The organism is Sphaerimonospora thailandensis, assembly GCF_016863115.1.
GTDB lineage: Bacteria > Actinomycetota > Actinomycetes > Streptosporangiales > Streptosporangiaceae > Sphaerimonospora > Sphaerimonospora cavernae.
Genome location: NZ_BOOG01000022.1, coordinates 52,445 through 77,922, shown reverse-complemented (window position 1 = coordinate 77,922; position 25,478 = coordinate 52,445). Strand labels below are relative to the sequence as shown.

Here is a 25,478-nt window from a genome sequence, read left to right as displayed (position 1 = left end):
GACTCAGTTGGTGACGATGGTCTGGACTTCGTCGACCGGGACATCGCGGGAGGCCGACATCCGGATCGGGGCATAGTTGAGCGCTGCCGCGTTGCCGCCCGTGCCGCTACCCGTGACGTTCCAGACCGCCGTCACGGTGAGCGTGTAAGCCTTGCGCGGCTGGTCGATCGACGCCCGCAGATACTGCACGCCGCACCTGAACTCCTCACCCTTCTTGTACGGGTGGCCCGTAGTGCCGCAATCCTTGCCGATCTTCGCCCGGTCGTCGGTGGTGCCCGACTTGATCTCCAAGGCCTGCGGCGTCGCGGTCACGGTCGCGGACATGACGCCCGGCAGCGTGGCCGTCACGGAGCGGGGCGTCGCCTGCCCCCCCTCCAGCCAGACCCAGGTCTCCAGGTTGACGTAGCTCTTCACGTCCGGGCTGAGCTTGATCTTGGGTTCCGGCACGGTCAGCGCGGCCCGGGCGATCTGCAGGAGCTGCTCGAACGTGATCCCCCCGGGCGGGGTGGTCCCCTCCGGCACCCAGACCGGCTCCGCCAAACCCGCATAACACGCCTCGGCTCCCGGGTCGCTCCAGTTGGCGGCGGCGCCCCACCACATGCCCTTCTCGTTGAGCTTGCCGGCGGACTCCTGCACGTCCTCGTTCGAGGTGCCCCGCTCTCCGGCGGGTAGGGAGCTGTTCTGCCTTCTTTCCGTGACCCTCAGCCGGTGCATCTCCTCGGCCGTCATCATCGGCTCCCGCCAACAGGGGCGGGGCATCCGATAGCCGTCGCTCTTGCCGCCGAGGCCGTTGCCGGACAGGACGATGGAGGAGTTCTTCAGCGTCACCCCGGCCGTGTCGCCCTCCTGAAAGCCCTTCACCTGCGTCTGTTGCCGGTTGACCGGATTGGGATCAACGGCCGCCTGGCCGACGAGCACGCCTCCGGTCAGCACGGCGGCCAGCAGCGCGGCCAGCTCAGCGTTCATCTGGCGCACTCCTTCGCGTACTCATCCGGATAGTCCGCGAAGCGGTACCGGACGACGATCCAGCGGCCGTCGTCCTCATGCCGGAACGACGCGGAGTAGAGGAAGGTCGACTTCGGCGGTTTGATCCAGTCGGGCTGCTTGGCCAGGAGCTTTCCCCGCCAGTCGGTGACCCGCAGGCCGGACTGGTTCAGACAGGCGGCGACCTGGGCGCCCGGCTCCACCTCGGCCACCACCCGCAGCGAGTACAGCTTGATCACGCCCTTCGCCGAGAGCTTCTCATCGACGTACGAGTGCACCCACTTGACCGCGCCTCGCTTCGCGTCGTCCACGACGCCCTCGGTGTAGGACAGGTCCCTGCCGTGGCTGGTGATGGCCCGCCACTGAGCCCGGTAGTCGTCGACGAATGCCTCGAGCAGCGCTTTGTGCTTCGGACTGAGCCCCTCCGGCCACTCGACCTGGATCTCGGGACCCGCCGCTTCATCGGTCCCGGTCACCGTAGCGGACGGTGTCGCCGCCTCCCGCGTCTCCGCTCCCGCTTCCGGAGAGACCTCGACGACGCCGCGTGGGGTGAAAGCGCGATCCGCGTCGGCCCGGCCGCAGGCGGCCGCCGACGCCAGCAGCGCGCACCCCGACAGGGCGGCGAGAGCGAATCTCGCGGGCACACCGTGCTGTTTCTTCATCGACACATGGGCTCCATCAGGCGAGACGAGATGTCGGGAGGTCCTGGGCCGAGGCACGGCGCCAGCTGGGCAGCAACTCGTCGATCAGCGCCTCGGTCTCGGAGGCCATCCCGCCGCCGTACGGATGGGAGGCGGCCCGCCGCCCCAGGCCGTCGACGACGGCGTGCAGCCTCGTCAGGTCACCGGTCGCATGGGCCGCCCGGAGCATGTCGCGCCAGAGTCCCTCGTCGTCGGCCGCCAGCAGCAGGCCCGCCCTGGCCGCCGCCATCGCCGCGTCCGGGTCGCCCTGCCCCAGGCGGATCTCGCACAGCGCGTGCGCCGCGTCGGCCACCCACGCCGTCACGTCGTACTCGAGCGGATCGGCCGCGAGCCAGGCGTACCGCTTGCCCGGCCGGCCGTTCAGCAGCGGCCCGCGCACCAGCCGCAGCGCCCGGTCCAACAGCTCGGCCTCCGCCTCGCGGAGCCGTACGGCTTCCGCCTCGCCCTCCGAACCGGTGCTCGCCGCCGCTCGGCGGACCAGATCCTGGAAGAGCCGCCAGTCGGTACGGATCCCGGGGCCGAGCCGCAGCCGGCCGGAGTCGTCGAGGAGGAGATGCGGCCGCCCCCGCGAGTCGCTGCCCAGCCATTCGGCCACCCGCGTGATGGTCGCGTCGCGGACCGCCTTCTGCACTCCCCGCGGCCACAGGACGCCGCCGAGCACGACCGGGTGGACTCCCTCCGGATGAGTGGCCAGATAGACGACCATCTCGTGGGCGAGGGCCGCCCTCCCCTCCTCCAGCGGATCGACCGAGGTGATCTCGATCGCGCCGAGGATCCGTACCTCGATCTCGGGCGGCTCGTCGGGCAGGCGCTCGGCCGCGCCCCCGGTGATCGTGAGCGGCTCGCCCTCGGCCTGCTGTGCCGTACGGACCAGGTCCACGACGGCGTCGTAGTGCCTGCGCGGCAGCAGGTGGGCGTCGACCTCGAAGCCGAGCGCGTCCAGCCGGGCCCGGCCGGTCTCGGTGATCTCCCAGGTCCAGGTCGCGTGCGGCACCTCACCCGTGAGCACGAAGCCGTTCGCCGTCCTCCTGCCCTTGTCGAGCATGGCGCCCTTGCCGAGCACGGCGAGGCGGCGTGCCTCGTCGTCGTCGGGTCTGATGGCCGACAGCAGGTAGTGCGGGGTCCACGCCGGGTCGGCCACCCGACCGTGGATCCGGCCGGTCAGGACGTCGCCGCCCGGCCGGGCGCCTCCATCCGGCGAGCCTGCCTCGGCGACCGCGCTCTCCAACTCGGGCAGGACCTCGGCCAGGCTGCCGGCCGTCCTGATCCGCTCGGGCGCGAGTGCGGTGAGCTCCTCGCCGAAGCCGACGAGCGTTATTCGCATGTCGTCGGACCACCGGTTGGTCGCCAGCTCCACGGCCAGCGCGGACAGGGCCGCGACGGTGTTCGCGCCGGTCATGCTGATCAGCCCGTGCGCGGCCTCCAGGTCGACGAGCACCCTGCCGCCGTCCTGGCCGACGCCCAGCGAGACCAGGCCCGGATAGGGGGCGGGGACGTCGGCCAGCGCGTGCTCGTCGATCCGCCGTCCCTCGTGCGTCGGCAGCCGCCACACCTGTCCGCCGTCGCACGCCTCCCATGGCTGCGGGGCGTTCTCGTCGGCCGGATGGATCCACAGGTCGAGGCCCCGGTCGGACAGGTGCGCGGCGTAGATCGTGGGCGGATGCGCGCCGCGCTCGGCCAGGAGCCTGCCGAGCAGCCGCAGGCCCAGATCGAGCAGTCTGCTGCCGGGGGCGTCCGCGCCGAGGCGGATGGCGACCTCGGCGTCGGCCGCGTCCCCCTGTGGGCGTGCGATCCGCCATCCGAACGCCCGCCGCCACAGCTGCTCCCTGCGCCTGCGGCCGAGCACGGCGAGCAGCCCGGCGCCGGCCAGCGTCGCGGCGGCCAGGTAGTCGAGCAACTCCAGCCCGGTGGCCGCCTCATCCTGGCCCGACTCGCCCTGCCCGTCGGCCGATCGGGCTACCGGCGGCTTCCCTGCCGGTGCCGCGGTGGGGTGAGCCGTGGCCGTCGCCGTGGGCTCGGAGGCGACGGGCGGCGGGGTGACGAGGGACGGCTGCCTGCGATGTTCCGCCCTGTCATGCTGAGGTCTCTCAGGACGGGGTCTGTCAGGTTCCGGCCTGTTGATGTCCGGCCTGGCGGTGTCGGCCTTCGCGGTGCGGGATTCGGCATGCCCGGCATCGGCGGAATCGGGCTGCGTGTACTGGGTGCGCCCGTCGAGCTCCGCCGGCTTGTCCCGATGCTCCTTGAGGATCTCCGGCCGCTCCTCGTCCACAGGGACGATATGGACATTTCTTGCGTCGTCCGGCATGTCGAGCACCCAGCCGGGCCGGATGAGATCGGCGATGTGCAGGCGGCTGCCATCCGGCTGCACCTTGTGCTTGTTCAGCCGGTAGATCTCGGGATAGCGGCGCCCCTCTCCCAGGCACTTTTCCGCGATCTCCCACAGGCTCTCGTGATGGCGCCCGTGCGGCGGCTGCACGACGTAGACCTTCTTGACCTCCCGGGCATGCAGGGGCGCCTGTTCCGCTTCGGCGGCGACCGGTGCGGACAGCGCCGCCGTCTGGGCCGTCACCTGGGGCTGAATCGATGCGGGTGCGGGTGCGGTCGCCCGGGAGAACGGCACGGCCATCGCCGTCACCGTGAACAGCAGCAGCGCCGCGGAGACCAACCGGTGGGCGAGTGCCTGGGGGCCACCTGACAGGGGAACCCGGGCCGGCATGCCGACGCGGCGCAACCCGCCGTACACCTCGACGATCACGCACAGGAAGAGCTGGAACCAGGCGAGCCACACCAGGAGGACCAGGATCCCGATGATCGCCTCCGGACCGACCCGGCTGGTGAGCAGATCGAGGTTCAGCAGTTCCGGCGACAGGGGCGGGCCGGCCAGCCTGATCAGCGCGTACGGCACGCCGCCCACGAGCCCGACGAGGGCGAGCAGCGCGCCGAGGCCGGAGAAGATGTCACGAGCCCGCCGCCTGGACGGAATGCGGACCGGACGGCGGTCCCGCTGCGCCTCGGCCCCGCGCTGCGTCTGCCCGAAGGGCCGATAGTCGGCGGGCCTCGAGGGGATGGAGCTCGAAGCGTCCGGACCCCGAGCCCCCGGCCTGGCGCCCGGGTCAGGCCGGGCGTTCGCGGTCGATCTCGTGTTCGCGGCTCCTCGGCCACGTGGTCGTTCCCCCGCGGATTCCGGCCAGCGGCGCAGTGGCTCACGAGGGCCGGGGGATGTTGACTTCTGCGACATTTCCGCCTCATCCCTCCCCGACGTTCAGGCCGTCCGATGTCCGGGCCAGGGCGGCGGTGCCCGTGCTGGGTGCGGCCGTCGCGGCGGCCTCCATATCGGAGCCGTTGAAGCCCAGAACTCCGAGGAAGTAGGCGTCCCAGCGAACCGCCACCCCGACGGTCACCTCCGTCTGGCCGCCCGCTTCGCATCGGGTCATCCGCACCCCGTCGGCCTGGTGCGCGCCCACGATCTCCTCGGCACGTCCGCAGAGGTCTCCACCGGCGGAGAGCAGACGGATCTCGCCGGTCGCCCGCAGGGTCTCCTGGTCGATCTGGTCGGCGGCGCCGCGTGCGGCCTGCTCCGCGATGTCGGCGGCCTTGAGCCGTGCGTTGATCGCCGACCCGCCGTCGACCAGCAGGCCGGCGAGGAGGAACACGGCGGCCGAGAAGATGACCACGAACACCGACATGGACCCCCGGTCCGCCTCGTCGCAGGCCCCGCCGGAGGAGGCGTCCCTCGAACCACGCCAACGGCTCATTGGTCATACCTCCGGAACTGCTCCAGGGGCACGACGGAGTCGCCCGTCATCTGCTTGGCCCCACTGAAACCGAGGAAGCCCAGGTCGAGTTGGCACGTCACGGTCGCCTTGACGACCCCGCCCGCCTTCCAGTCGGTCCCCGACAGGCTGACCTGCGGGGAGCAGTCGCCCGACAGCGAGGACTGCGCGACCTCCGTCGCGGCCGACTCGGCTTCGGAGAGACTCCGCTGGACCGAGGCGGCCCTGGCCGCGTCCCTGGCGGCGCCGTTGACCTCCCCCTGCGCCTCCACGATCCGCCCGGCCCCGACCAGGAACAGCAGGAACAGCAGCAGAACCGGGGCGAGCATCACCGTCTCGGCCGTCATCGAACCGGCCTCCATCGAACCGGCCCTCATCGAACCGGCCTCGGCCCGGTCGTCGGCGGAGGTGTCGGCGCGTCTCATTCGCAGCCTTCCGAGCCGTCGTCGGGGCGGAAGCACTCGATCGGGCCGCCGAAGTGCGCGGTGACCTCGAAGGTCGTCTCGGGCAGCAGCGGCACCACCTGTACGGCGCTGGCGGTCACGTCGACGCCCCGCTGGTCGCCCTTCTCCCATGCCTGCACCTGGGCGTTCCGCAGCAGCTTGGGCCCCACCGCCTGGATGATCTGCCTGGCCTTCGCCTCGGCGCCGCTCTGCCAGCCGTCGGAGGTGCCGGCGGCGCGGGCGATGCGGGCCCCCTCCCGTGCGGCGGCGTCCGCCACCTGCCGGCCGTGGAACCAGAGCGTGAACTGGACCACCAGCAGCACCACGGCCAGGATGACCGGCATGAGCATGGCGAGCTCGATCACCGTGGCACCGCGCTCGCTCGCCGCCCGGCGTCCTGAGGCGCGCCGACCCCCTGGGCTCACTGGTCACCCGCGGCGCCCCCACCGCCGCCACCGCCGAAGTTGGAGGTGATCTCGCCCTCCTTCCCGGCGACGAGGTTCTTGATGAGCGTGGCGAGCCCCAGGGCGACCCCGGCGATGATCGCCGTGATGATCACCCATTCGACCGCCGAGGCTCCCCTGCTGGGAGCGTTCCTGGCACGGTCGATCCGTACGCGCAGCACGGCGATCAGGTAGTGCAACCAGAGCATCAGGACCCCAACATCTTCATCGCTGCCGGAAAACTAAGGAAGAGCACGAAGCCGGCGCACAGCAGGAGCTGCGCCACCAGCATCGACTGAGACCGTTCACCCGCCTTGCCCTCGACCTCGGCGAGCTCGCGGCGCCGCAGGGTGGCCGCGCGGGCGGTGAGCGAGGCCCGCACCTTCGCGCCGTCGTCGGCGACGAGTCCGAGCGCCGCGGACAGATCCCGCAGCTCATCCACGTTGATCTCGTCGCCGAGCTGGCCGAGGGCCTGCCACGGGGTGATGCCGACGATCCGGGCGTTGGACAGCGCCTCACGGATCCGCTCCATCGCCCAGTTGGAGCCCGCCGCCGAGGGACCGGCGCCGTCGGCACCCGTACCCGTGCCCCCGGCTGCCCTGTCCCCTGCCCCCGCTCCCCCGGCTCCCGTGCGCCCTCCCACCGTGCGCCCTGCCCCCGTGCCCGTCCCCGCCGGCGCCGGCCTGCCGTGGGGCAGCGGATCGGCGGCAGGCCTGGGGTTGCCGACGGACACCGCCATCATCAGCGCCTCGGGAACGCCGCGACCTCCCGCGAGGTTCATGGAGACGAGGTCGAGGAAGGCGCCCACCGCGTGCCGGAAGTCGCGCCGCCGGTCGGCCGCGTCGCGCTTGATCTGCACGTCGGGGAGCAGGAAGAACACCACGCTCACCAGGAGCGTGGACCAGAACGGCACCTGCGCCGACATGCCCCAGCCCATGAGCGCGAGCCAGGCGAAGAGGATCGGGAAGGCCAGCAGCCCCGAGACGCCGAGCAGGACCTTCGTGGCCAGGAACCCCTCGAAGGACTTCCCCAGAAGGGCGAGGTCGGCCTTGGTCGAGCGCGCCTCCCAGCCGCGGGCCGCGTAGAAGCGCGCGAGCCGTTCGCCCAGGCCACGCCGGAACGGGCTGACGTTCTCCTCGGGAGCGATGAGCGGCGCCCTCGGGACCGCGGTGCCGTCGCGGGCGACGTCGAGCGCGGCGAGCCTGGCGACGAGCCCGGGCCTCGGCGGGAACAGCGCCCTGATCAGGAGGAAGAGCCCGATGCCGAGCACGCCTCCCGCGAGCACGGTCTCGATCATCCGGCCTCCTTCTGCCTGACCGGCGGACGGTGATAGGGGGCGAGGATGCGGGCGGGCTTGTCGAACCGGGCCAGCCGCCGCATCCAGGCGAACCCGGCGCCGAACAGGCCCGCGACCACGACCAGCACGGCCTGGCCGAGCGGGTTGCCGTACTCCTCCACATACGACCGGTTGAAGATGACCAGGGCGCCGGCGAAGGCGAGAGCCGTACCGACCACGATCTGCACGCTCTTGCGGGTCGACCTCCGCTCGGCCTCGACCCTCCGCCGCATGTCGAGCTCCTCCCGGGCCGACACCGCCAGAGCGGACAGCACGTCCCGCAGTCCGGGACCACGCAGCCGCGAGTTGAGGATGAGGGCGGCGACCACCAGGTCGGCCGAGGTGTCGTCGAGCTCGTCGGCGAACATCCGCAGCGCGTCGGGGAGCGGCATGCGGGTGTGCAGCCGGTCGACGAGCGTCCGCAGCTGCGGCTGCAGGGTGGGGGCGGCCGCCCGGACCGACGACGGGATGGCCTGTTCCAGGCCGGCGGCCCCGGCGATGGTGTCGCGCAGCGACTCCGTCCAGGCGGCCAGCGCCTCCAGCCGTCGCATCGCCGCGCGTTCCTCCGCGGCGCCGCCGGTCAGGCCTCGCCAGGCGAGGACCAGGAGCACCGATCCCCCCGCGATGACCGCCCACCGGGTCACCGCCAGGACGACCACTCCGGTGATCAGGGCGACGGTCGTCCTCGTGGTGAGGGCGCGCAGCAGCCGCACCCGGTTCGCTCTGCCCTCCGGGCGGGCCGGCCTGGGTCGCGTGCCGTGGAGAGAGAGGCCCAGCAGGAACAGCCCGCCGCCGATCACCGCCCCGGCCGGCAGCACCAGTGGGTCGAACGCTCCGAAGAGTCCGGCGTTCATCGCCACCCTCCCTGCGCGGGGTCGTAGCCGTGATAGGCCAACTCGGTGGCGCAGGAGATCGGGGCGTGCGGCACCAGCTGATCTCCCGACATGGTGAACACCTCCGAGGAGAGCACCCGGCCGTCGACCCCGGTCACCTCGCGGACGCTGGAGACGTACCGCCGCAGCCCGCCGCCCCGGTGATAGTCGTTGCGTTTCTCGATGAACACGACGAAGTCGATCGCCCCCGCGATCAGCATGTGCGTGGCCTCGATCGGCAGCCGCTCCTCGGCCTGCAGCGCGTAGGTGGCGATGCGGTTGAACACCTCCATGCTGGAGTTGGCGTGGATGGTCGACAGCGACCCGTCGTTGCCCTGGGTCATCGCGTTGAGCATCGTGACGATCTCGTCGCCGAGCACCTCGCCCACGATCACCCGGGACGGGTTCATCCGCAGCGAGCGCCGCACCAGCTCGGCCATGGTGATCTCGCCCTGGCCCTCCGAGTTCGGCAGGCGGTGCTCGAAGGCCACGGCGTTCGGATGCAGCTCGGGGAACTGGTCGAGCCCCAGCTCCAGCGCCCGCTCCACGGTGATCAACCGCTCGTGCGGCGGGATCTCGTTGGCCAGCGCGCGCAGCAGGGTGGTCTTGCCCGCGTTCGTCGACCCCGCGATCATGATGTTCTTGCGGGCCGCCACCGCCGCCGACAGGAACCGGCCCAGCTCCGGCATGAGCGTGCCGTTGCCGACCAGATCGCTGAGGAAGACCTTGCCCAGGCGGGCGCGGCGGATCGACAGCGCCGGCCGGACGGTCACGTCCATCACCGCGGACAACCGCGACCCGTCCGGCAGGCGCAGGTCGAGCTGGGGGTTGGCCGTGTCGAACGGCCTGGACGACAGCCCCGAGTACGCCGCCAGGACCTGGATGAGCTCGATCAGCTCCTCGTCGGTGTCGGCGACCGGGTCGGCCAGCGCCTCGCGGCCGTCGGCGTAACCGACGAAGACCCGGTCGCAGCCGTTGACGTCGATGTTCTCGATCTCGGTGTCGTCCAGCAGCGGCTGCAGCCGGCCCACGCCGAACAGCGCGGCGTGGATCCCCCCGGCGAGCGCCTCCTCCTCTTCGGCGGTCGGCGGCGTGCGGCCCACGCCGATCTCGCCGCGGGCGTACTCCTCGAGAACCTGCGCGATCAGCGCGCGGGCGAACTGTCGCTCGTCCTCGCCGGTCATCGGCGGCAGCCCGCTGGCCTGGTCCAGCCGCCGCTGGTGTGCCAGGCGGTCTCCGACCTCCTGCCGGAACCGCTTCACCAGGCCGTGGTCGACGGGCCGCTGCTCCGCATTCATGATCTCGGCCCCCTCGTCGGCCTCGTGCCGCCCTGGGCGTCGGAGGCGGCGGCATCGGCCGTCAACTGGGCCATGAGCCGCCCGGCCAGATCCCGTGCGGTCCGGATGAGCAGGCTGCGGTCGAGCCGGCCGCCCCACTGCCCGCGCAGCAACTCCGCACCCTTCGGATCATGTGCCAGGCCGCCGACGAACGTGACGTCCCAGCCGGAGACGATCCGCCGGACCTCCTCGATCGAGGCGCGGTACGCCCTGGGATCGGCGATCACCACCACTCCGGCCCGCCGGCCCAGCAGCGTCAGCCGTTCCCGGAGGTGGGCGACGTGGTCGAGGCTGGCCCGGGTGAACAGCACCACCTCGTCGGCCTCGGCGATCAGGTCGTTCATCTGCGGGTGCGACCCGAGCCGGCCGCAGTCGGCCAGGACGTCCGCGCCCGGCAGCGCCGCCAGCGAGCGCCCGAGCGGCCCCCACAGCCAGGTCAGCCCCGCCGCCTGCTCCGCGTTGGTGAGCCCGGTGAGCACGTCGAGGCCGCCGACGAGCCGCTGCGTGTGCTCGTAGATCAGCTCGGCGCGCAGCCCCCGCCTCGCCACGGCGCCCAGGCTGAGCAGGCCCCGGCCCGGATTGAGCACGCCCACGTCCTCCCCCGGCAGCCGGTAGGCCAGGTCGCCTCCCGACGGGTCGCACTCGGCCAGCAGCACCGGCCGGGGCCACACCGCGCCGAGGGCGGTCGCCGCGGTGGTCACACCGGGCGCTCCCTTGTCTGCCGCGAGGACGATGAGCGCCACGTCACTTCACTCCGGGAAGCTTGATCAGGGCGACCTGCCCGTTTGAGGCGTGCTGGGCGATGGCCGGCGCGGCGGAGGTGTCCACGCGCACCGTGAACAGCCCGCTTCCTCCGGTCCGGCCGGGGGTGGGGATGCTGTGGACGCGTGCGGCGGTGGCGAGCACCCGCTGCTGCCGGCCTTCCGTCCCCTGGTCCGTGCCCTTGTCCGCGCCCGCGACGTAGATCACCTGGACGACGTCGCCCACTTGCAGGCCGACCGGAAGTTGCCCGGGCTTGAGCGCGAGGCCGACGAGCGCCTTGCCCGGTCCCACGTCGCCGCTGGACTCGGCCACCATCGTCTCGGTCAGCAGCGTGCCGGGCAGCAGGGTCACCGCGGCGTACCCCTGGGCGACGCTCTCGCGGTCGCGCCACAGGACCCGGGCGATGCCGGTGTCGGCGATCTCCACCTCCTCCAGCGCGGATATCGGGATCGACTGTCCCGCTCCGACCTGCTGGCCGACCCGGATGGCCGACACCCGTTCGCCGCTGCGCATCACCAGCAACGTGGTCGCCAGGGCGCCGCCCAGGATGAGGAGCACGGCGAGCGCCGCGAGCGCGGGCCTGCGCTCCCTGGGCGAGACGGGAAGCTTGCGAGACGCGGGCCCGGACAGCCCGGACCGCTCACTCACCGCGCCGCGACCGTCCTGCGACGCCTTCTCGCTGATCCTCATCTGTTCGGGGGCTCCCAGTGATGATCACGCCCAATTTTCGGGCTGCTCCAATTTATTTACGGTCCTTGCCGTTCTCCGCGCATTCACCACATTATGGCCGACTTTCGGTCTCAGGCGTGGCGAGATACGGCGTCCCATGCTTATCCGTTGGCAATACACCTGTCAACGGCAATGGATCTATCACCATATTGGTAGGCGACTATCCGATCTGGAAATTCTGTGATAAAGGGTAACAGTCCCTTCCCGATGCCCCATCGTTCACAAGGTGCTTGACCGAGCGGCCACGGTCGAATCCGTGCCTGCCGTACGTCCCGGCCATGCCGGAAGATGCGCATGACATGGCGGTTTACCGATTAGGGCACGCGCCGCCCGGATCCCCTCGCTAACGTGGCCTTCGCCGGACGTCCACGCGGCAAAGCCCTGAATGCGGGCCGAATCGTCATGGAAGATCTCCACGGGTTCTTCCCGGGGAGGCCCGGCGGATGAAACGCTTTGCCGGAGAACGTCCCCCTATCCGACCCCCGCCGGGAGTCTGCGCATGCGGATTACGCTCACCGTGGTCACCGAGCACGAACGGCGTGACGTGCTGATCGAAGGCGACGAGACGGCCACCGTGGCCGCGCTCACCGCCGATCTCGTCGCCGCGCTCGACGACCCGTCCGGCCGCGCCTCGAATGTCGTACGGCTCCCGCACGCCCGAGCGCCGTACGACCTCGGCAGCCGAAGCGCCGCCGGCGGGAGAGCCGGACGCGGGGCCGGTGCGGGCCCGCGCAGGCCGCGGCAGGGTGGTGGGCTCTGGCTGGACGGGCGGCCGCTGGATCCGGAAGCGGCCGTCTTCGGACTGCTCCGCGACGGCGACGTGGTCGCCCTGGACGCCCGGGCCGCGTGGGCCACGATGAGCGAGGAGCCCGACGGGCTGGTGGAGCTGCGCGTCGTGGGCGGCCCGGGCGCCGGTTCGGTCCACCGGCTCGGCGTCGGCGCGCACACGATCGGGTCCGATCCGGCGTGCGCGATAGCCGTACCCGACCTGGGGATGCCCCCGGTCGCCGCCGTGATCCGCCTGACCCCGAACGGCGTGACCGTGGAACCGGGCGACGCCGTACCACGCAAGAAAGTCAAGAAGAGGTGGCGCCGACGCCGGGGACGACGGCAGGGCGCCACGGCGCGGCGAGAGAGCATGAGCGAGGGAGCCGCCCGGCTGGAGGGCGAGCCGCTCACCGAGGCCGTGCCCTGGCCCGAGTGGGGCGCCCTCTCATGCGGCAACTCGGCCTTCTCGCTCGGCCCCGTCGAGCCGCCGGACACGCACCTGGACGCGCTGCCGGACGGGGGTCTCGCCTACAACCGCCCGCCCAGGCTGCGGCGGCCGGTCCCCGGCCGGCGGATCACGGTCCCCGCGGAGCCGCGCCGGGCCGAGGGGATGCGGCTGCAACTGCTCGCCGCGCTGCTCCCGGCGGTGCTCGGCGTGGTCATGGCCGTGGCCCTGAAGACCTGGTACTACCTGCTGTTCGCGTTCATGACACCGCTCCTCATGATCGGGCAGTGGGTGAGCGACCGCAGGCACGGCAAGAAGAAGCACCGCCGGGCGGTCAAGGCGTACCGGGAGCGCCTGGCGGCGTTCGAGGCGGAGGTCGCCCTGGCCGTCAAGGAGGACGAGGCGGCACGCCGGGACGGCGCACCCGACCCGGCCGAGGTGCTGCTCACCGCCACCGGGCCCCGGCGCAGGCTGTGGGAGCGCCGCGTCCACGACCGGGACGCGCTGCGGCTGCGGGTGGGCCTGGCCGATCTGCCCGCCGGGCTGGAGTTCGAGCTCGAGAGCGGAGCCCCGCAGGACGCGTCCCGGCCCGAGCAGCCGACCTGTCACGACGTGCCGGTCGCGCTGGTCATGCGGCGGCTCGGCGTGGCCGGCGTCACCGGGCCGCGGAAGACGGCGCTGGCCTGCGCACGCTGGCTGGTCGGTCAGGCCGCCGCCCTGCACAGCCCGCGCGACCTGGCCATCGTCGTGCTGTCGGCGGGGTCGGACAGCGACCGGCAGTGGGGCTGGGTGCGCTGGCTCCCCCACTGCGGCCACCGCGGCGGGGGGCCTCTCGGCGCTGACAGCGTCGCGCTCGTCGGCGCCGACCCCGAGGCCGCCGCCCGCCGGGTCGCGGAACTCACCGCGCTGATCGAAGAACGGCTCGACGACGAGACCAAACCGGGACTGGGCGGATCGGCGTCGGCGCTGGGCGGTGGGCGGTTGACAGGCGGGCCGGCGGGGTGGGACGACCTCGGCGGCGTCAACCTCAGCAGGGGCGGCGCGACGGCCGAGACGGAACCCGCCTTCGCCGGCTACGACGAGCAGCCGTTCGACGTGCTCGTCATCCTGGACGGCGCCCAGGTGCTGCGTGGCCTGCCGGGCATGCCGCAGGTGCTCAGGCAGGGCCCACGGGCCGGCGTCTACACGATCGCCATCGACGGCGACCAGCGGTTGCTGCCGGAGGAGTGCGCGACGGTCGTGTCGTGCTCGGCCGACGGCGAGGTGCGGCTGCACGGCGGGGGCCTGGATGCCCTCGGCGGGATCCGCGCGGACCAGGTCTCGATCTCGTGGGCCGACCGCCTGAGCCGGGCGCTCGCCGCGCTGCGCGACGTGAGCCGCGAGGACGCCGCCTCGGCCGTACCCGGTTCTGCCCGCCTGCTCGACCTGCTCGGCCCGGACGCGTGCGAGCCCGACCACATCGCCAAGCGGTGGGGCCGGTCGACCCGGGCCGTCATCGGCGTCGGTCCCGATGGGCCGTTCGAGGTGGACCTGAGCCGGGACGGCCCGCACGCGCTCATCGCCGGCACCACCGGCGCGGGCAAGTCGGAGCTGCTCCAGACGCTGATCTCCTCGCTGGCCGTCGTCAACCGGCCGGACGAGATGACGTTCGTGCTCATCGACTACAAGGGTGGGGCGGCCTTCAAGGAGTGCGTACGGCTCCCGCACACGGTCGGCATGGTGAGCGACCTCGACGGTCACCTGACGCAGCGGGCGCTGTCATCGCTGGCCGCCGAGATCCGCAGGCGGGAGCGCCTGCTTCTGGAGGCGGGCGCGAAGGACATCGAGGAGTACCAGCGGCTGCGATCACGCGGCGCCACCTGGGTGCTGGGCTCCGGAGGCGTACGGCAGGCCCCCGCCGGAGGCCTCTTCGGCACGGCGGGCGGCCACGTCCGGCAGCAGGAAGGGGAACGGCCGTCGATGCCCCGGCTGGTGCTGATCATCGACGAGTTCGCCGCGCTGGTGACGGAGCTGCCCGATTTCGTCGAGGGCCTGGTGGACATCGCCCGGCGCGGCCGCTCGCTCGGCATCCACCTCATCCTCGCCACCCAGCGGCCGGGCGGCGTGGTGACCGCCGACATCCAGGCCAACACCTCGCTGCGGATCGCGCTGCGGGTGACCGACGTCCGCGAGTCGGCCGACGTGATCGACTCGCCGGACGCGGCGCACATCTCGCGGTCCACGCCGGGCCGCTGCTACGTCAGGTCGGGGGCGGGCCCGGCGGTGGCGGTGCAGACCGCCAGGATCGGCGGGCGTAGCCCCCGGAGGGCCCCCGCGTCCGGGGACGGCGCCGGGCAGGGCGGGGAGAGCCTGCGGGTGATGGAGCTGGCCTGGCCGGCGCTCGGCCGTCCGGTCTCCGTCCCGGCGGTCGAGTCCGGGGACGACTCCGACCTCGCCCTGCTGGTGGACGCGATCGGGGAGGCCGGGCGGGGCGTCCCCGGCCAGCCCAGCCCCTGGCTGCCGCCCCTGCCGGAGCTGGTCACGCTGTCAGTCACCGGCCGGGCCGACGGGGACTCTCCGGGTCACCGGCTCGACCCGGCCGGGCCGTACCGGACAGACGCCCAGGAGGTGCCGCCGCTGCCGTTCGGACTCGTGGACCTGCCGTGGCAGCAGGGCAGGCGCCCGCTCGTCCTCGATCCGCGGCACGGGGGGCACCTGCTGATCGCGGGCTCGGCGCGCAGCGGGCGATCCACGGCCCTGCGTACGCTCGCGGGCTCAATCGCGGCGGGGGCCTCGCCGGCGGACGTGCACATCCACGCGATCGACTGCGGGTCGGGGGCGCTGCTGCCCCTCGTCGGCCTCCCGCACTGCGGCGCCGTGGTCACCCGCGACCAGCTCGACCGGGTGGAACGCCTGCTGACCCGGCTGCGCGCCGAGGTGGGACGCCGCCAGCAGCTCCTCGCCGAGGCCGGATACGCCTCACTGACCGAGGCCAGGACGGCCGCACGGGGACGGGCGCCGCGGTCTTCGGGCGACGAGGTCGGACGGCTGCCCTGGCTGGTGCTGCTGCTGGACCGGTGGGAGGGGTACGTCGCGGCGTTCGAGAACTACGACTACGGCCGCCTGCTCGACGCACTGATGCAACTGCTGCGTGAGGGGCCGGCCGTCGGCCTTCGGGCGGTGGTCACCTCCGACCGGTCGGGCCTGATCGGACAGATTTCCACGATCTTCGATGAGCGGCTGGTCCTGCGGCTGGCTGACCCGGCCGACTACGGGCTGGCCGGGCTGCCGGTGCGGGATCTGCCCACCTCGATGCCCCCCGGCCGGGCGCTGTCGGTCGGGGAGCACGGCCTGGTGGAGAGCCAGATCGCGCTGCTGTCCCCCGATCAGTCCGGCCCCGCGCAGGTGGCGGTGCTGCAGGAGCTGGGCCGCAGCGCCGCCGCCCGCTTCGGCGGCCATGACCTCGAAGCCGGAGACCTCGGCGATGGCGGCCGGGGCCGATGGGTCTGGGCCGGAGAGCCGCCGCTGCGCGTGGACGCGCTGCCGATGCGGATCACGGCCGAGCAGGCCCTGGACCTCGTGCCGTCGTTCGAACCGCCGTCGCCCCTGTGGGCGCTGCTCGGCGCGGGCGGAGACTCCCTCGCCCCGCTGGGCGTGGATCTGCTCGGCCAGGGACCGGCCGCGGTGATCGCCGGTCCGCCCCGATCGGGCAGATCCTCCTGCCTCGTCACCGCGGCGATATCACTGCTTCGGCAGGGCGCCTCCGTGCTCGCCGTCACCCCCCGCCGCAGCCCGCTGCGGGAGCTGGCCGGATCGGCCGGCGTGCTCGCCGTGCTCGACGGGAACGCCAGGGACGTTGCCGAGGGCGATGCGACACGGGATCTCCTCAGCCTGGTCAAGGATCGGGAGCGCTATGTGGTGCTCGTCGACGACGCGGAGCTGATCTCCCCGGACTCGCCGCTTGGTCTCGCGCTGGAGGAGGTCCTCCGTACCGGGCGGGACGGAGAGCACGGGCTGTTCATCGCGGGAGCCACCGGGGATCTGGCGACCGCCTATCGGGGCTTCGTGGCGGAGGCCAGGAAGGCGCGGACGGGACTGCTGCTGTCGGTGCAGAGCCCGGCCGACGGCGACCTGTTCAACGTACGGCTGCCGCGCGGAGCCGTCGGCGGCCCGACCGGGCGAGGCCTGCTGGTGATCTCCGGGACCGCGACCCCGATCCAGGCCGCGGTCCCGGTTCAGTGAACGTGGCGCCGACGCGTCAGCGGGTGGCGGACTCGATGTTGCCGCGGTAGGTGTTGATGACGCGGGACGCCTCGTTGAGCTCCTCGGACATCCGCTGGAAGGCCGACCGGTAGCTCTGCCAGGCGTCGTGGAAGCGCTGCGCGCCGGGCCCGGTCCAGGCGGTGCCGACCTTGGCCGCCTCACGGTCGAGGTTGGCCATCGTGGTGCGAACCTGGTCCGCCTGCTGGTTGAACTGCGCGGCCATGCTCTGCATCTCCGCGGGGTCGCCGCCGAGCAAGCTGTTACTCATTCAGTTCACTCCCTTAATCGACAGAGGGCCGCTCTCACCGTAAACCCCTGGTCAATCTTGTAAAGCCCATATGCCGAGCCGCTATACCGATTCAACCCGGCGTCCGTGTTACCTCTGCCTGTTACCTTCCGAACGTACGGTTTCGGGTAGTTGAGCCTGGACACCGGGGGCGGGCGTCTCCGACGCGAGGGCCCCCCTTACACTCCAGGAAGGCTTGTCAAGGGAAGGGAAGACGCCGGTGCACAAGGTCCTGATCGCCAATCGCGGTGAGATCGCTGTTCGGATCGCCCGCGCCTGCGCGGACGCGGGGCTGAAGAGCGTCGCGGTGTACGCCGACCAGGATCTGGAGGCGCTCCACGTCCGGGTGGCCGACGAGGCCCACGCGCTGGGCGGGCAGAGCCCGGCGGAGACCTACCTCGACATCGAGAAGCTGCTCGCCGTCGCCCGGGAGACGGGGGCCGACGCCGTGCACCCCGGTTACGGCTTCCTGGCGGAGAACGCGGACTTCGCCCAGGCCGTTCAGGACGCGGGCCTGATCTGGATCGGTCCGCCGCCCGCCGCGATCACCGCGCTGGGCGACAAGGTCCAGGCCAGGCACATCGCGCAGCGCGTCGGGGCGCCGCTCGTGGCGGGCACGGCCGACCCGGTGTCCGGCGTCGACGAGGTGATCGCCTTCGCCGAGGAGCACGGCCTGCCGATCGCCATCAAGGCGGCGTTCGGCGGCGGCGGCCGGGGACTGAAGGTGGCCCGCACCAAGGAGGAGATCCCCGACCTCTACGAGTCGGCCGTGCGTGAGGCCGTGACGGCCTTCGGCCGCGGGGAGTGCTTCGTCGAGCGCTATCTCGACCGCCCCCGCCACGTCGAGACGCAGTGCCTCGCCGACCGGCACGGCAACGTCGTCGTGGTCAGCACCCGTGACTGCTCGCTGCAGCGCCGCCACCAGAAGCTGGTCGAGGAGGCCCCCGCGCCGTTCCTGACCGAGGAGCAGCTGGAGCTGCTCTACTCGTCGTCGAAGGCGATCCTGCGCGAGGCGGGCTACGTCGGCGCCGGCACCTGCGAGTTCCTCGTCGGCCAGGACGGCACGGTCTCCTTCCTTGAGGTCAACACCCGGCTGCAGGTCGAGCACCCGGTCACCGAGGAGGTCGCCGGGATCGACCTGGTCCGCGAGATGTTCCGCATCGCCGACGGCGAGGCCCTCGGGTACGACGACCCGGTGCTGCGCGGCCACTCCTTCGAGTTCCGCGTCAACGCCGAGGACGCCGGCCGCAACTTCCTGCCCGCGCCCGGAAAGATCACCTCGATGCGGGTGCCCTCGGGCCCGGGCGTACGGCTGGACGCCGGCTACGAGGCCGGGATGAGCGTGCCGCAGTCGTTCGACTCGCTCGTCGCCAAGCTGATCGTCACGGGTTCCTCCCGGAAGCAGGCCCTGGAGCGGTCGCGCCGGGCGCTCGCCGAGTACGAGATCGACGGCATGCCGACCGTGCTGCCGTTCCATCGGGCCGTGGTGGACGACCCGGCCTTCGCCGGCGAGCCGTTCTCCGTGCACACCCGCTGGATCGAGACCGAGTTCGTCAATGAGATCCCGCCGTTCGCGGGGGTCGCGGAGACGGACGAGCCGGCCGGACGTGAGCGCATCACGGTCGAGGTCGGCGGCAAGCGTCTGGAGGTCGTGCTGCCCGCCGGTCTCGGTACGGCAGGCCGCAGCGAGACCAAGAAGGCGGCGCCCAGGCGAGGCGGTGCGAACGGCGGCGCGAGGAAGGCGGCAGCGGCGAGCGGGGACGCCCTGGTCAGCCCCATGCAGGGCACGATCGTGAAGGTCGTCGTCGCCGATGGGGAGGCCGTCGCCGCCGGGGACACGATCGTCGTGCTCGAGGCGATGAAGATGGAGCAGCCGCTGACGGCGCACAAGTCCGGCACGATCACCGGTCTCGCCGCCTCCGTCGGCCAGACCGTGACCGCCGGCGCCGTGATCTGCGAGATCAAGGACGCCTGAGCGAACCGGAAAGACGCGCCCCGGGAGATTCCCGGGGCGCGTTCGTAACGGAACGGGAAACCGGCCCGACGCGGGGCATGCTTCAGCGGATAGCGTTGTCAGATGAGGAACCTTCGTACATCGCCGTTCGTCCAGAAGGGCGAAGGAGGCTAAAGAAGCCGTGACCATCAAGAAACCGCTGGGCCACGCGGGGAGTGCCGTGGCGGCGCTACGCGTGGGCCTGACCGCATTGCTCATGGGCCTGTTCACGCTGATCGCCGCGGTCCCCGCGGCGTACGCCGCGAGCGCGCCGGACCCGGCGACCGTCGTGGCGTCGTGGAAGAACAGCAAGGATCATTTCTATGCGATGAGCGGATCGCCGCTGTCGTCCAGCCAGCAGGACGAGGTCCGCAAGGCGATCAAGGATTCGAAGGCCCCGATCTATGTGGCGGCGCTGCCCGACGGCACCGTGACCACCGCCCAGGTCAGCAGTTATATCCCACAGCTGCTGACCGAGCTCGACAAGGCCGGCCGGTCGAAGGCGACCGTGGCGGTGCTCGACGGGACCACCCTGTTCGCCGGATCGAATGATCTGCCCAAGAACGCGGCGGGCACGCTGGCCAAGCTCTCCGTGAACGCCAACAACGATCTCGTCACCGGTATGCAGGACTTCGTCAACCGGGTGAACCTGGTCAAGGACGGCGATGTCAAGGGCGCACGTGACCGTGACACCACGGTAGGCGGAGGCGGCGGCGGTAGTGGTGTCCTCGTCGGCATCCTGGGCATCGCGGTCGTGGGAGGAGCCGGTTTGTGGATTATCGGGCGCCGTAAGAAGCGCAAGCGTGAGGAGCGCGAGGCCGCCGAGCTCGCCGCGGTGAAGCAGACCGTCGAGGAGGACGTCACCAAGTTCGGCGAGGAGATCACCGCCCTCGACCTGGACATGAAGATGCTGCCGCAGGCGGAGACGACGACCGACTGGCAGCGTGCGCTCGACTCCTACGAGCGGGCCAAGAACGAGCTGGCGGCGGTGCAGCGTGCCGACGAACTGCGCACGGTGACCTCGACCCTGGAGGACGGCCGCTACGCGCTGGCCTGCGTCAAGGCGCGGGTGAACAACCAGCCGCTGCCCGAGCGGCTGCCCCCGTGCTTCTTCAACCCGCAGCACGGCCCGTCGGTCCGCAACGTACGATGGGCCCCGCCCGGTGGCGCGGTCCGCGACGTTCCCGCCTGCGCGGCGGACGCCGAGGCGGTGGAGCGCGGCTTCGACCCGCAGATGCGCGAGGTCATGGTCAACGGTGAGCGCAGGCCGTACTGGGACGCCGGCCCGGCCTACCAGCCGTACGCCTACGGGTACTACGGCGGCTTCGGCGGCGACCTGCTGACCGGCATGATGGTCGGCACCATGCTCGGCCACGCCTTCGGCGGCTGGGGCCACGGCGGTTACGGCGCGGGCTACGACTCCGGCTACGCCGCGGGCGTCGAGTCCGGCGGCGGCGACTGGGGCGGTGGCGACTTCGGTGGCGGTGGCTTCGGCGGCGGTGACTGGGGTGGCGGCAGCGACTTCGGCGGCGGAGACTTCGGCGGCGGCGACTGGTAACCACCCCGCCCCCAAAACCCCCCGCGTGATCTTGCGAATTCTCGCAGTGACCCACGCTCACCAGGGCGGATACCATCCGTGATCTTGCACAAATTCGCACGGATAGCCCGTCACCTGCACCTTTGAACGCCGTGATCTTGCACTTGACCCGGTGCGAGATCACGGCGTCTCCGTTGCCCGGGAACGGCCGAGGAGGCCCTGGCCCAGGTCAGGGCCAAGCAGACGGACGAGCCGTCAGATGGCGGTGGTGAGCGGTGACATGAGGCGCCGGGCGGCCTCGGTGATGGAGCCCGACAGCGACGGGTAGACGGCGAAGGTGTGCGCGATCTGGTCGACGGTGAGCCGCTGCTGCACGGCCACGGAGACCGCGAGGATCAGCTCCGACGCCCGGGGGGCCACCACGACGCCGCCGAGCACGATGCCGGTGTTGGGCCGGCAGAACAGCTTGACGAACCCGTCGTTGAACCCCTGCATCTTGGCCCGCGCGTTGGTCGCCAGGGGCAGCTTGACCACGTTGGCGGCGATCTCGCCGGACTCGATCTGCTGCTGCGACACGCCGACGTTGGCGATCTCGGGGTCGGTGAAGATGTTGGCGGCGACCGTGGCCAACCGGATGGGCTGTACGGCCTCGCCGAGCGCGTGCCAGACCGCGATCCTGCCCTGCATGGCCGCGACGGAAGCCAGCATCAGCACACCCGTGCAGTCGCCGGCGGCGTAGATCCCGGGCGCGGACGTCCGGGAGACCTTGTCGACCTCGATGAACCCGTTCCGGTCGAGCCGTACGCCGTTCTCCTCCAGTCCGATCCCGGACGTGTTGGGCACCATGCCGACGGTCATCAGGCAGTGGCTGCCCTCGGCGGTGCGGCCGTCCTCCAGCGAGACCACGACGCCGTCGGCCGTGCGCTTGACCGCCGCGGCCCGCGAGCGGCCCATGACGTTCATGCCGCGCCGCCGGTAGACCTCCTCCAGCACCTCGGCGCCGTCGGCGTCCTCGTTCGGCATCATCCGGTCCCGGGAGGAGACCAGCGTCACCTGGGAGCCGAGCGACTGGTACGCCCCGGCGAACTCGGCGCCGGTGACGCCCGACCCCACAACGATCAGGTGCTCGGGCAGCTCCTGCAGGTCGTACAGCTGCCGCCAGCTCAGGATGCGCTCCCCGTCCGGCTCGGCGCCGGGCAGCACGCGGGGGTGTGCGCCGGTGGCGACGATGACGACGTCGGCCCGGATCGTCCGGTCGCCCGCACGCACCACCTGGGGGTCGACGAGGCGGCCGGCCGCGTGGATCACCTCCACGCCCTCGGCGGCCAGCCGCGCCGCGACGTCGGCGGACTGCGCCTGCGCCAGTTCCTTGACACGCTTGTTCACCAGGCACATGTCGGCGATGACGCCGCCGGTGTCGCCATCCGGGCCGCCGTCGAAGTGGACGCCGACCGAGGACGCGTCGAGCAGCGCCTGCTTGCGTACCGAGGTGGCGATCAGTGTCTTGGACGGCACGCAGTCGGTGAGCACGCAGGCGCCGCCGGGGCCGTCCCGTTCGACCACCGTGACCTGCGCGCCCAGTTGCGCGGCCACCAGCGCCGCCTCGTACCCGCCGGGACCGCCGCCAATGATCACAATCCTCGTCACATATCCCATTCTCCCGCATTCCGGCGGGCCCATGCCCGGTGAAGTCCGCCGGGCCCCGCCGTACCGAATCTCTTTCGGCGGCACGGCGTGCGCGATCCCTTCGGCGAAGCCCGGGGTCTTGGATTAGGCTTGTGTGCCGTGCCTGTTTATGCGGCCTACGGCAGCAACATGGACCCGAAGCAGATGGCCGAGTGGGCTCCCCACTCGCCGATGCGAGGAACCGGCTGGTTCGCGGGCTGGCGCCTGACCTTCGGCGGGGAGGACGTCAGCTGGGAGGGCGCGCTCGCGACCATCGTCGAAGACCCCGACGAGCAGGTGTTCGTCGTGCTGTACGACGTGCCCGAGTGGGACGAGGCCTCCCTCGACGAATGGATGGGCACCGCGCTGGGCCTCTACCGCAAGGTACGGCTCCGCGTCGCGACCCTGGAGGGCGACGTGCTGGCCTGGACCTATGTCCTCGACTCCTATGAGGGCGGCCTGCCGTCGGCGCGATATGTGGGCATCCTCGCCGACGCGGCCGAGAAGGCCGGGGCGCCCGACGACTATGTCACCGGCCTGCGCAACCGCCCGTGCAAGTCACTGGGCGACTGACCGGCGTCGACGCCACCGGGGACGGACCGCCCGGGGTTGTGACCGCTACGCTCACTAGCGTGACCAACGACCCATATGTCCTGGCGGCCGAGGCCGCGAGCACGCTGCGCAACCTCACCGGTGTGGATTCCTTCGATGTGGCCCTCGTCATGGGCTCGGGATGGGTGCCGGCGGCCGACGCCATCGGCGAGACGGTGGCCGAGTTCCCTGTGACGAAGTTGCCCGGTTTCACCGCGCCCGCCGTGGCCGGGCACGCGGGCACGCTCCGCGCGGTGCGCACCGGCGCGGGCCTCGACGCACTGATCTTCCTCGGCCGCACGCACCTCTATGAGGGGCGCGGTGTGGAGGCCGTGGTCCACGGGGTCCGTACGGCGACCGCGGCCGGGGTGCGTGCGGTCGTGCTGACCAACGCGGCGGGCGGCCTGCGCCCGGAGACCCAGCGGGTCGGGGAGCCCATCCTGATCAGCGATCACATCAATCTGACCGGGAGCAACCCGATCACCGGCGCGACGTTCGTCGATCTGACCGAGGTCTACAGCCGACGCCTGCGCGCCCTCGCCCGTGAGGTGGACCCGTCGCTGGCCGACGGCGTCTACGTGGCGTTCCGCGGCCCGACGTACGAGACGCCGGCCGAGATCCGCATGCTGCGCACGCTCGGCGGGGACCTGATCGGCATGTCCACCGTGCTCGAGGCGATCGCCGCCAGGGAGGCCGGCGCGGAGGTGCTCGGCATCTCCCTGGTCACCAACCCCGGCGCGGGCCTGACCGGAGAGCCGCTCAACCACGAGGAGGTCCTCGAGGTGGGCCGGTCCACCGCCACCCGCATGGGCGGTCTCCTCGCCAAGGTGGTCGACAAACTTTAGGGGAAGTCTGCCGACGTGCCGTACCCGCCGAACCGGGCATGATTTGTCGGGACACGACCACGGATGACGCAAGGGGAACCCACCTTGACCACCGACGACCTGGTCCGCATCGCCCGCGAGTGGCACGCGCAGGATCCCGACCCGCGGACCCGGGCGGAGCTGGCGGACATCCTCGATCGCCGGGACACGGCGGCGCTCGCGGACCGGTTCGGCGGAAAGCTCGAGTTCGGCACGGCGGGCCTGCGCGGTGAGTTGGGCGCGGGTCCGAACCGGATGAACCGCGTCACGGTGATGCGGGCGGCGGCCGGGCTCGCCCGCGTCCTTGGACCGGGCAGGCATGTGGTCATCGGTTTCGACGCGCGCCACATGTCGGACGTGTTCGCCAGAGACACGGCCGCCGTGCTCACGGGGGCCGGCCTGCGCGCCTCCGTGATGGGCGGCCGGTGGCCGACCCCGGTGCTGGCGTTCGCCGTACGACACTTCGGGGCCGACGGGGGCGTCATGGTGACCGCGTCGCACAACCCCCCTCGGGACAACGGCTACAAGGTCTACTGGGGGGACGGCGCGCAGATCGTCCCGCCGATCGACCGTGAGATCTCCCAGGCCATCGACGCGATCGGCCGGGTGGACGAGCTCCCGCTCGGTGACGGCTGGGAGACGCTCGATCACGACACGATCGTCGTTCCGTACCTGGAGGCCCTGGCCGCTCTCCCGGTCGGGGACGCCAGGGAACTGGTCATCGCGTACACGCCGCTGCACGGCGTCGGGCACGGCGTGCTCACCGAGGCGTTCACGCGGGCCGGGTTCGCCGCGCCGAGAGTGGTCGGCCGCCAGGCGGACCCCGACCCGGACTTCCCGACCGTGTCGTTTCCCAATCCGGAGGAGCCGGGTGCGATGGACCTCGCACTCGGCCTGGCCACCTCGATCGGCGCCGACCTGGTGCTGGCCAACGACCCGGACGCCGACAGGTGCGCGGTCGGCACGCCCCTGCCGGAGGGCGGGTACCGCATGCTCACCGGCGACGAGGTGGGCGGGCTGCTGGCCGAGCACGTGCTGCGGCACACCTCCGGCGACGACCGCCTGGTCGCCACGACGATCGTGTCGTCGTCGCTGCTCGCCAAGATCGCGGCGGCGTACGGCGTGCGCCACGCCGAGACCCTCACCGGCTTCAAATGGATCATGAAGGCCGGGCCCGGACTGGTCTTCGGATACGAGGAGGCGCTGGGATACAGCGTGGGCTCGGATGATGGTCTGCCGGTCCACGACAAGGACGGGGTCGGCGCCGCCCTCACCTTGGCCGGTCTGGCCGCCGACGCCAGGCGGGCCGGGCGGACGCTGCTCGACCTGCTGGACGACCAGGCCAGGACGTACGGCCTGCACGCCACCGCCCAACTCTCGTTCCGGGTGACGAACCTGGAGGAGATCGGCCGCGCCATGGCCCGGCTGCGCGCCGAGCCACCGACCGGGCTCGCCGGCCGCGAGGTGGAGTCGGCCGAGGACCTGGCGGCGGGCGTGGCCGGGTTGCCGCTCACCGACGGCCTGCGCTACCGCCTGACCGGCGGCGCGCGCGTCGTCGTACGGCCCAGCGGCACCGAGCCCAAGCTCAAGTGCTATCTGGAGATCGTCATCCCGGTCGAGGACTCCGTGGCCGCGGCGAGGGCGCGTGCCGCCGAGGACCTGGAGGCCCTCAAGAAAGACCTCTCAGCCGCCCTCGGCCTCTGAGCTC

20 protein-coding genes are annotated in these 25,478 nt (G+C 71.9%); 6 read left to right on the top strand and 14 right to left on the bottom strand.

Going from position 1 to position 25,478, the window contains the following annotated elements; genetic code table 11:
• Positions 1-3: 3 nt before the first annotated feature.
• Genes Mth01_RS13525 through Mth01_RS13470 form a run of 12 tightly spaced genes read right to left on the bottom strand, consistent with a single transcriptional unit; the run spans position 4 to position 11,341 of the window.
• The gene (locus Mth01_RS13525; RefSeq protein WP_239089629.1) at positions 4-966 is read right to left on the bottom strand and encodes a hypothetical protein; all 963 of its coding nucleotides are present in this window, start codon (positions 964-966) and stop codon (positions 4-6) included.
• Positions 963-1,646 (bottom strand): hypothetical protein, encoded by a 684-nt coding sequence (locus Mth01_RS13520; protein WP_204016172.1) that lies wholly within the window; start codon positions 1,644-1,646, stop codon positions 963-965. The genes Mth01_RS13525 and Mth01_RS13520 overlap by 4 nt, the downstream gene beginning before the upstream one ends.
• A 16-nt stretch (positions 1,647-1,662) precedes the next feature.
• Entirely contained in the window at positions 1,663-4,923 is a 3,261-nt protein-coding gene (locus tag Mth01_RS13515; RefSeq protein WP_239089628.1) for a hypothetical protein, read from the bottom strand.
• Between the two features lie 7 nt (positions 4,924-4,930).
• Positions 4,931-5,440: a pilus assembly protein TadG-related protein gene (locus tag Mth01_RS13510; RefSeq protein ID WP_239089627.1), complete on the bottom strand. Its 510-nt coding sequence runs from the start codon at positions 5,438-5,440 to the stop codon at positions 4,931-4,933.
• Positions 5,437-5,883, bottom strand: coding sequence for a TadE/TadG family type IV pilus assembly protein (locus Mth01_RS13505; protein WP_204016171.1), 447 nt, complete (start codon positions 5,881-5,883; stop codon positions 5,437-5,439). The genes Mth01_RS13510 and Mth01_RS13505 overlap by 4 nt, the downstream gene beginning before the upstream one ends.
• Positions 5,880-6,266 (bottom strand): TadE family protein, encoded by a 387-nt coding sequence (locus tag Mth01_RS13500; RefSeq protein ID WP_239089626.1) that lies wholly within the window; start codon positions 6,264-6,266, stop codon positions 5,880-5,882. Before Mth01_RS13500 ends, Mth01_RS13505 begins: the two co-directional genes overlap by 4 nt.
• Positions 6,267-6,322: 56 nt before the next feature.
• Entirely contained in the window at positions 6,323-6,553 is a 231-nt protein-coding gene (locus Mth01_RS13495) for a hypothetical protein (RefSeq protein ID WP_204016170.1), read from the bottom strand.
• Positions 6,553-7,641 carry a type II secretion system protein gene (locus Mth01_RS29690; protein WP_239089625.1) on the bottom strand — a complete coding sequence of 363 codons (1,089 nt, stop codon included), beginning with the start codon at positions 7,639-7,641 and terminating at the stop codon, positions 6,553-6,555. The genes Mth01_RS13495 and Mth01_RS29690 overlap by 1 nt, the downstream gene beginning before the upstream one ends.
• Entirely contained in the window at positions 7,638-8,534 is an 897-nt protein-coding gene (locus Mth01_RS13485) for a type II secretion system F family protein (protein WP_204016169.1), read from the bottom strand. The genes Mth01_RS29690 and Mth01_RS13485 overlap by 4 nt, the downstream gene beginning before the upstream one ends.
• On the bottom strand, positions 8,531-9,850 hold the full coding sequence (locus Mth01_RS13480) for a CpaF family protein (protein WP_204016168.1): 1,320 nt from the start codon (positions 9,848-9,850) through the stop codon (positions 8,531-8,533). Before Mth01_RS13480 ends, Mth01_RS13485 begins: the two co-directional genes overlap by 4 nt.
• Positions 9,847-10,632: a MinD/ParA family ATP-binding protein gene (locus tag Mth01_RS13475; RefSeq protein WP_204016167.1), complete on the bottom strand. Its 786-nt coding sequence runs from the start codon at positions 10,630-10,632 to the stop codon at positions 9,847-9,849. The genes Mth01_RS13480 and Mth01_RS13475 overlap by 4 nt, the downstream gene beginning before the upstream one ends.
• A 1-nt stretch (position 10,633) precedes the next feature.
• Positions 10,634-11,341: a hypothetical protein gene (locus Mth01_RS13470; protein ID WP_204016166.1), complete on the bottom strand. Its 708-nt coding sequence runs from the start codon at positions 11,339-11,341 to the stop codon at positions 10,634-10,636.
• Positions 11,342-11,879: 538 nt separating this feature from the next.
• Between Mth01_RS13470 and Mth01_RS13465 the strand changes: the two genes are divergently transcribed.
• The gene (locus Mth01_RS13465) at positions 11,880-16,814 is read left to right on the top strand and encodes an FtsK/SpoIIIE domain-containing protein (RefSeq protein ID WP_204016165.1); all 4,935 of its coding nucleotides are present in this window, start codon (positions 11,880-11,882) and stop codon (positions 16,812-16,814) included.
• 16 nt (positions 16,815-16,830) lie between these two features.
• On the opposite strand, the gene Mth01_RS13460 is transcribed toward Mth01_RS13465, so the two are convergent.
• Positions 16,831-17,103, bottom strand: coding sequence for a WXG100 family type VII secretion target (locus Mth01_RS13460; RefSeq protein WP_204016164.1), 273 nt, complete (start codon positions 17,101-17,103; stop codon positions 16,831-16,833).
• Positions 17,104-17,341: 238 nt separating this feature from the next.
• Between Mth01_RS13460 and Mth01_RS13455 the strand changes: the two genes are divergently transcribed.
• Positions 17,342-19,096 (top strand): acetyl/propionyl/methylcrotonyl-CoA carboxylase subunit alpha, encoded by a 1,755-nt coding sequence (locus Mth01_RS13455; RefSeq protein ID WP_204016163.1) that lies wholly within the window; start codon positions 17,342-17,344, stop codon positions 19,094-19,096.
• Positions 19,097-19,256: 160 nt separating this feature from the next.
• A complete protein-coding gene (locus Mth01_RS13450) occupies positions 19,257-20,672 on the top strand; it encodes a hypothetical protein (protein ID WP_239089624.1) in 1,416 nt (471 codons plus the stop codon).
• A gap of 234 nt (positions 20,673-20,906) precedes the next feature.
• On the opposite strand, the gene Mth01_RS13445 is transcribed toward Mth01_RS13450, so the two are convergent.
• A complete protein-coding gene (locus Mth01_RS13445; RefSeq protein WP_204016162.1) occupies positions 20,907-22,298 on the bottom strand; it encodes an NAD(P)H-quinone dehydrogenase in 1,392 nt (463 codons plus the stop codon).
• Positions 22,299-22,436: 138 nt separating this feature from the next.
• Between Mth01_RS13445 and Mth01_RS13440 the strand changes: the two genes are divergently transcribed.
• From Mth01_RS13440 to Mth01_RS13430, 3 genes are all read left to right on the top strand, one after another.
• Positions 22,437-22,889: a gamma-glutamylcyclotransferase gene (locus Mth01_RS13440; protein WP_204016161.1), complete on the top strand. Its 453-nt coding sequence runs from the start codon at positions 22,437-22,439 to the stop codon at positions 22,887-22,889.
• Positions 22,890-22,948: 59 nt separating this feature from the next.
• A complete protein-coding gene (locus tag Mth01_RS13435) occupies positions 22,949-23,752 on the top strand; it encodes a purine-nucleoside phosphorylase (protein WP_204016160.1) in 804 nt (267 codons plus the stop codon).
• 84 nt (positions 23,753-23,836) lie between these two features.
• The gene (locus Mth01_RS13430; protein WP_239089623.1) at positions 23,837-25,474 is read left to right on the top strand and encodes a phospho-sugar mutase; all 1,638 of its coding nucleotides are present in this window, start codon (positions 23,837-23,839) and stop codon (positions 25,472-25,474) included.
• The last annotated feature ends 4 nt before the right edge of the window (positions 25,475-25,478 follow it).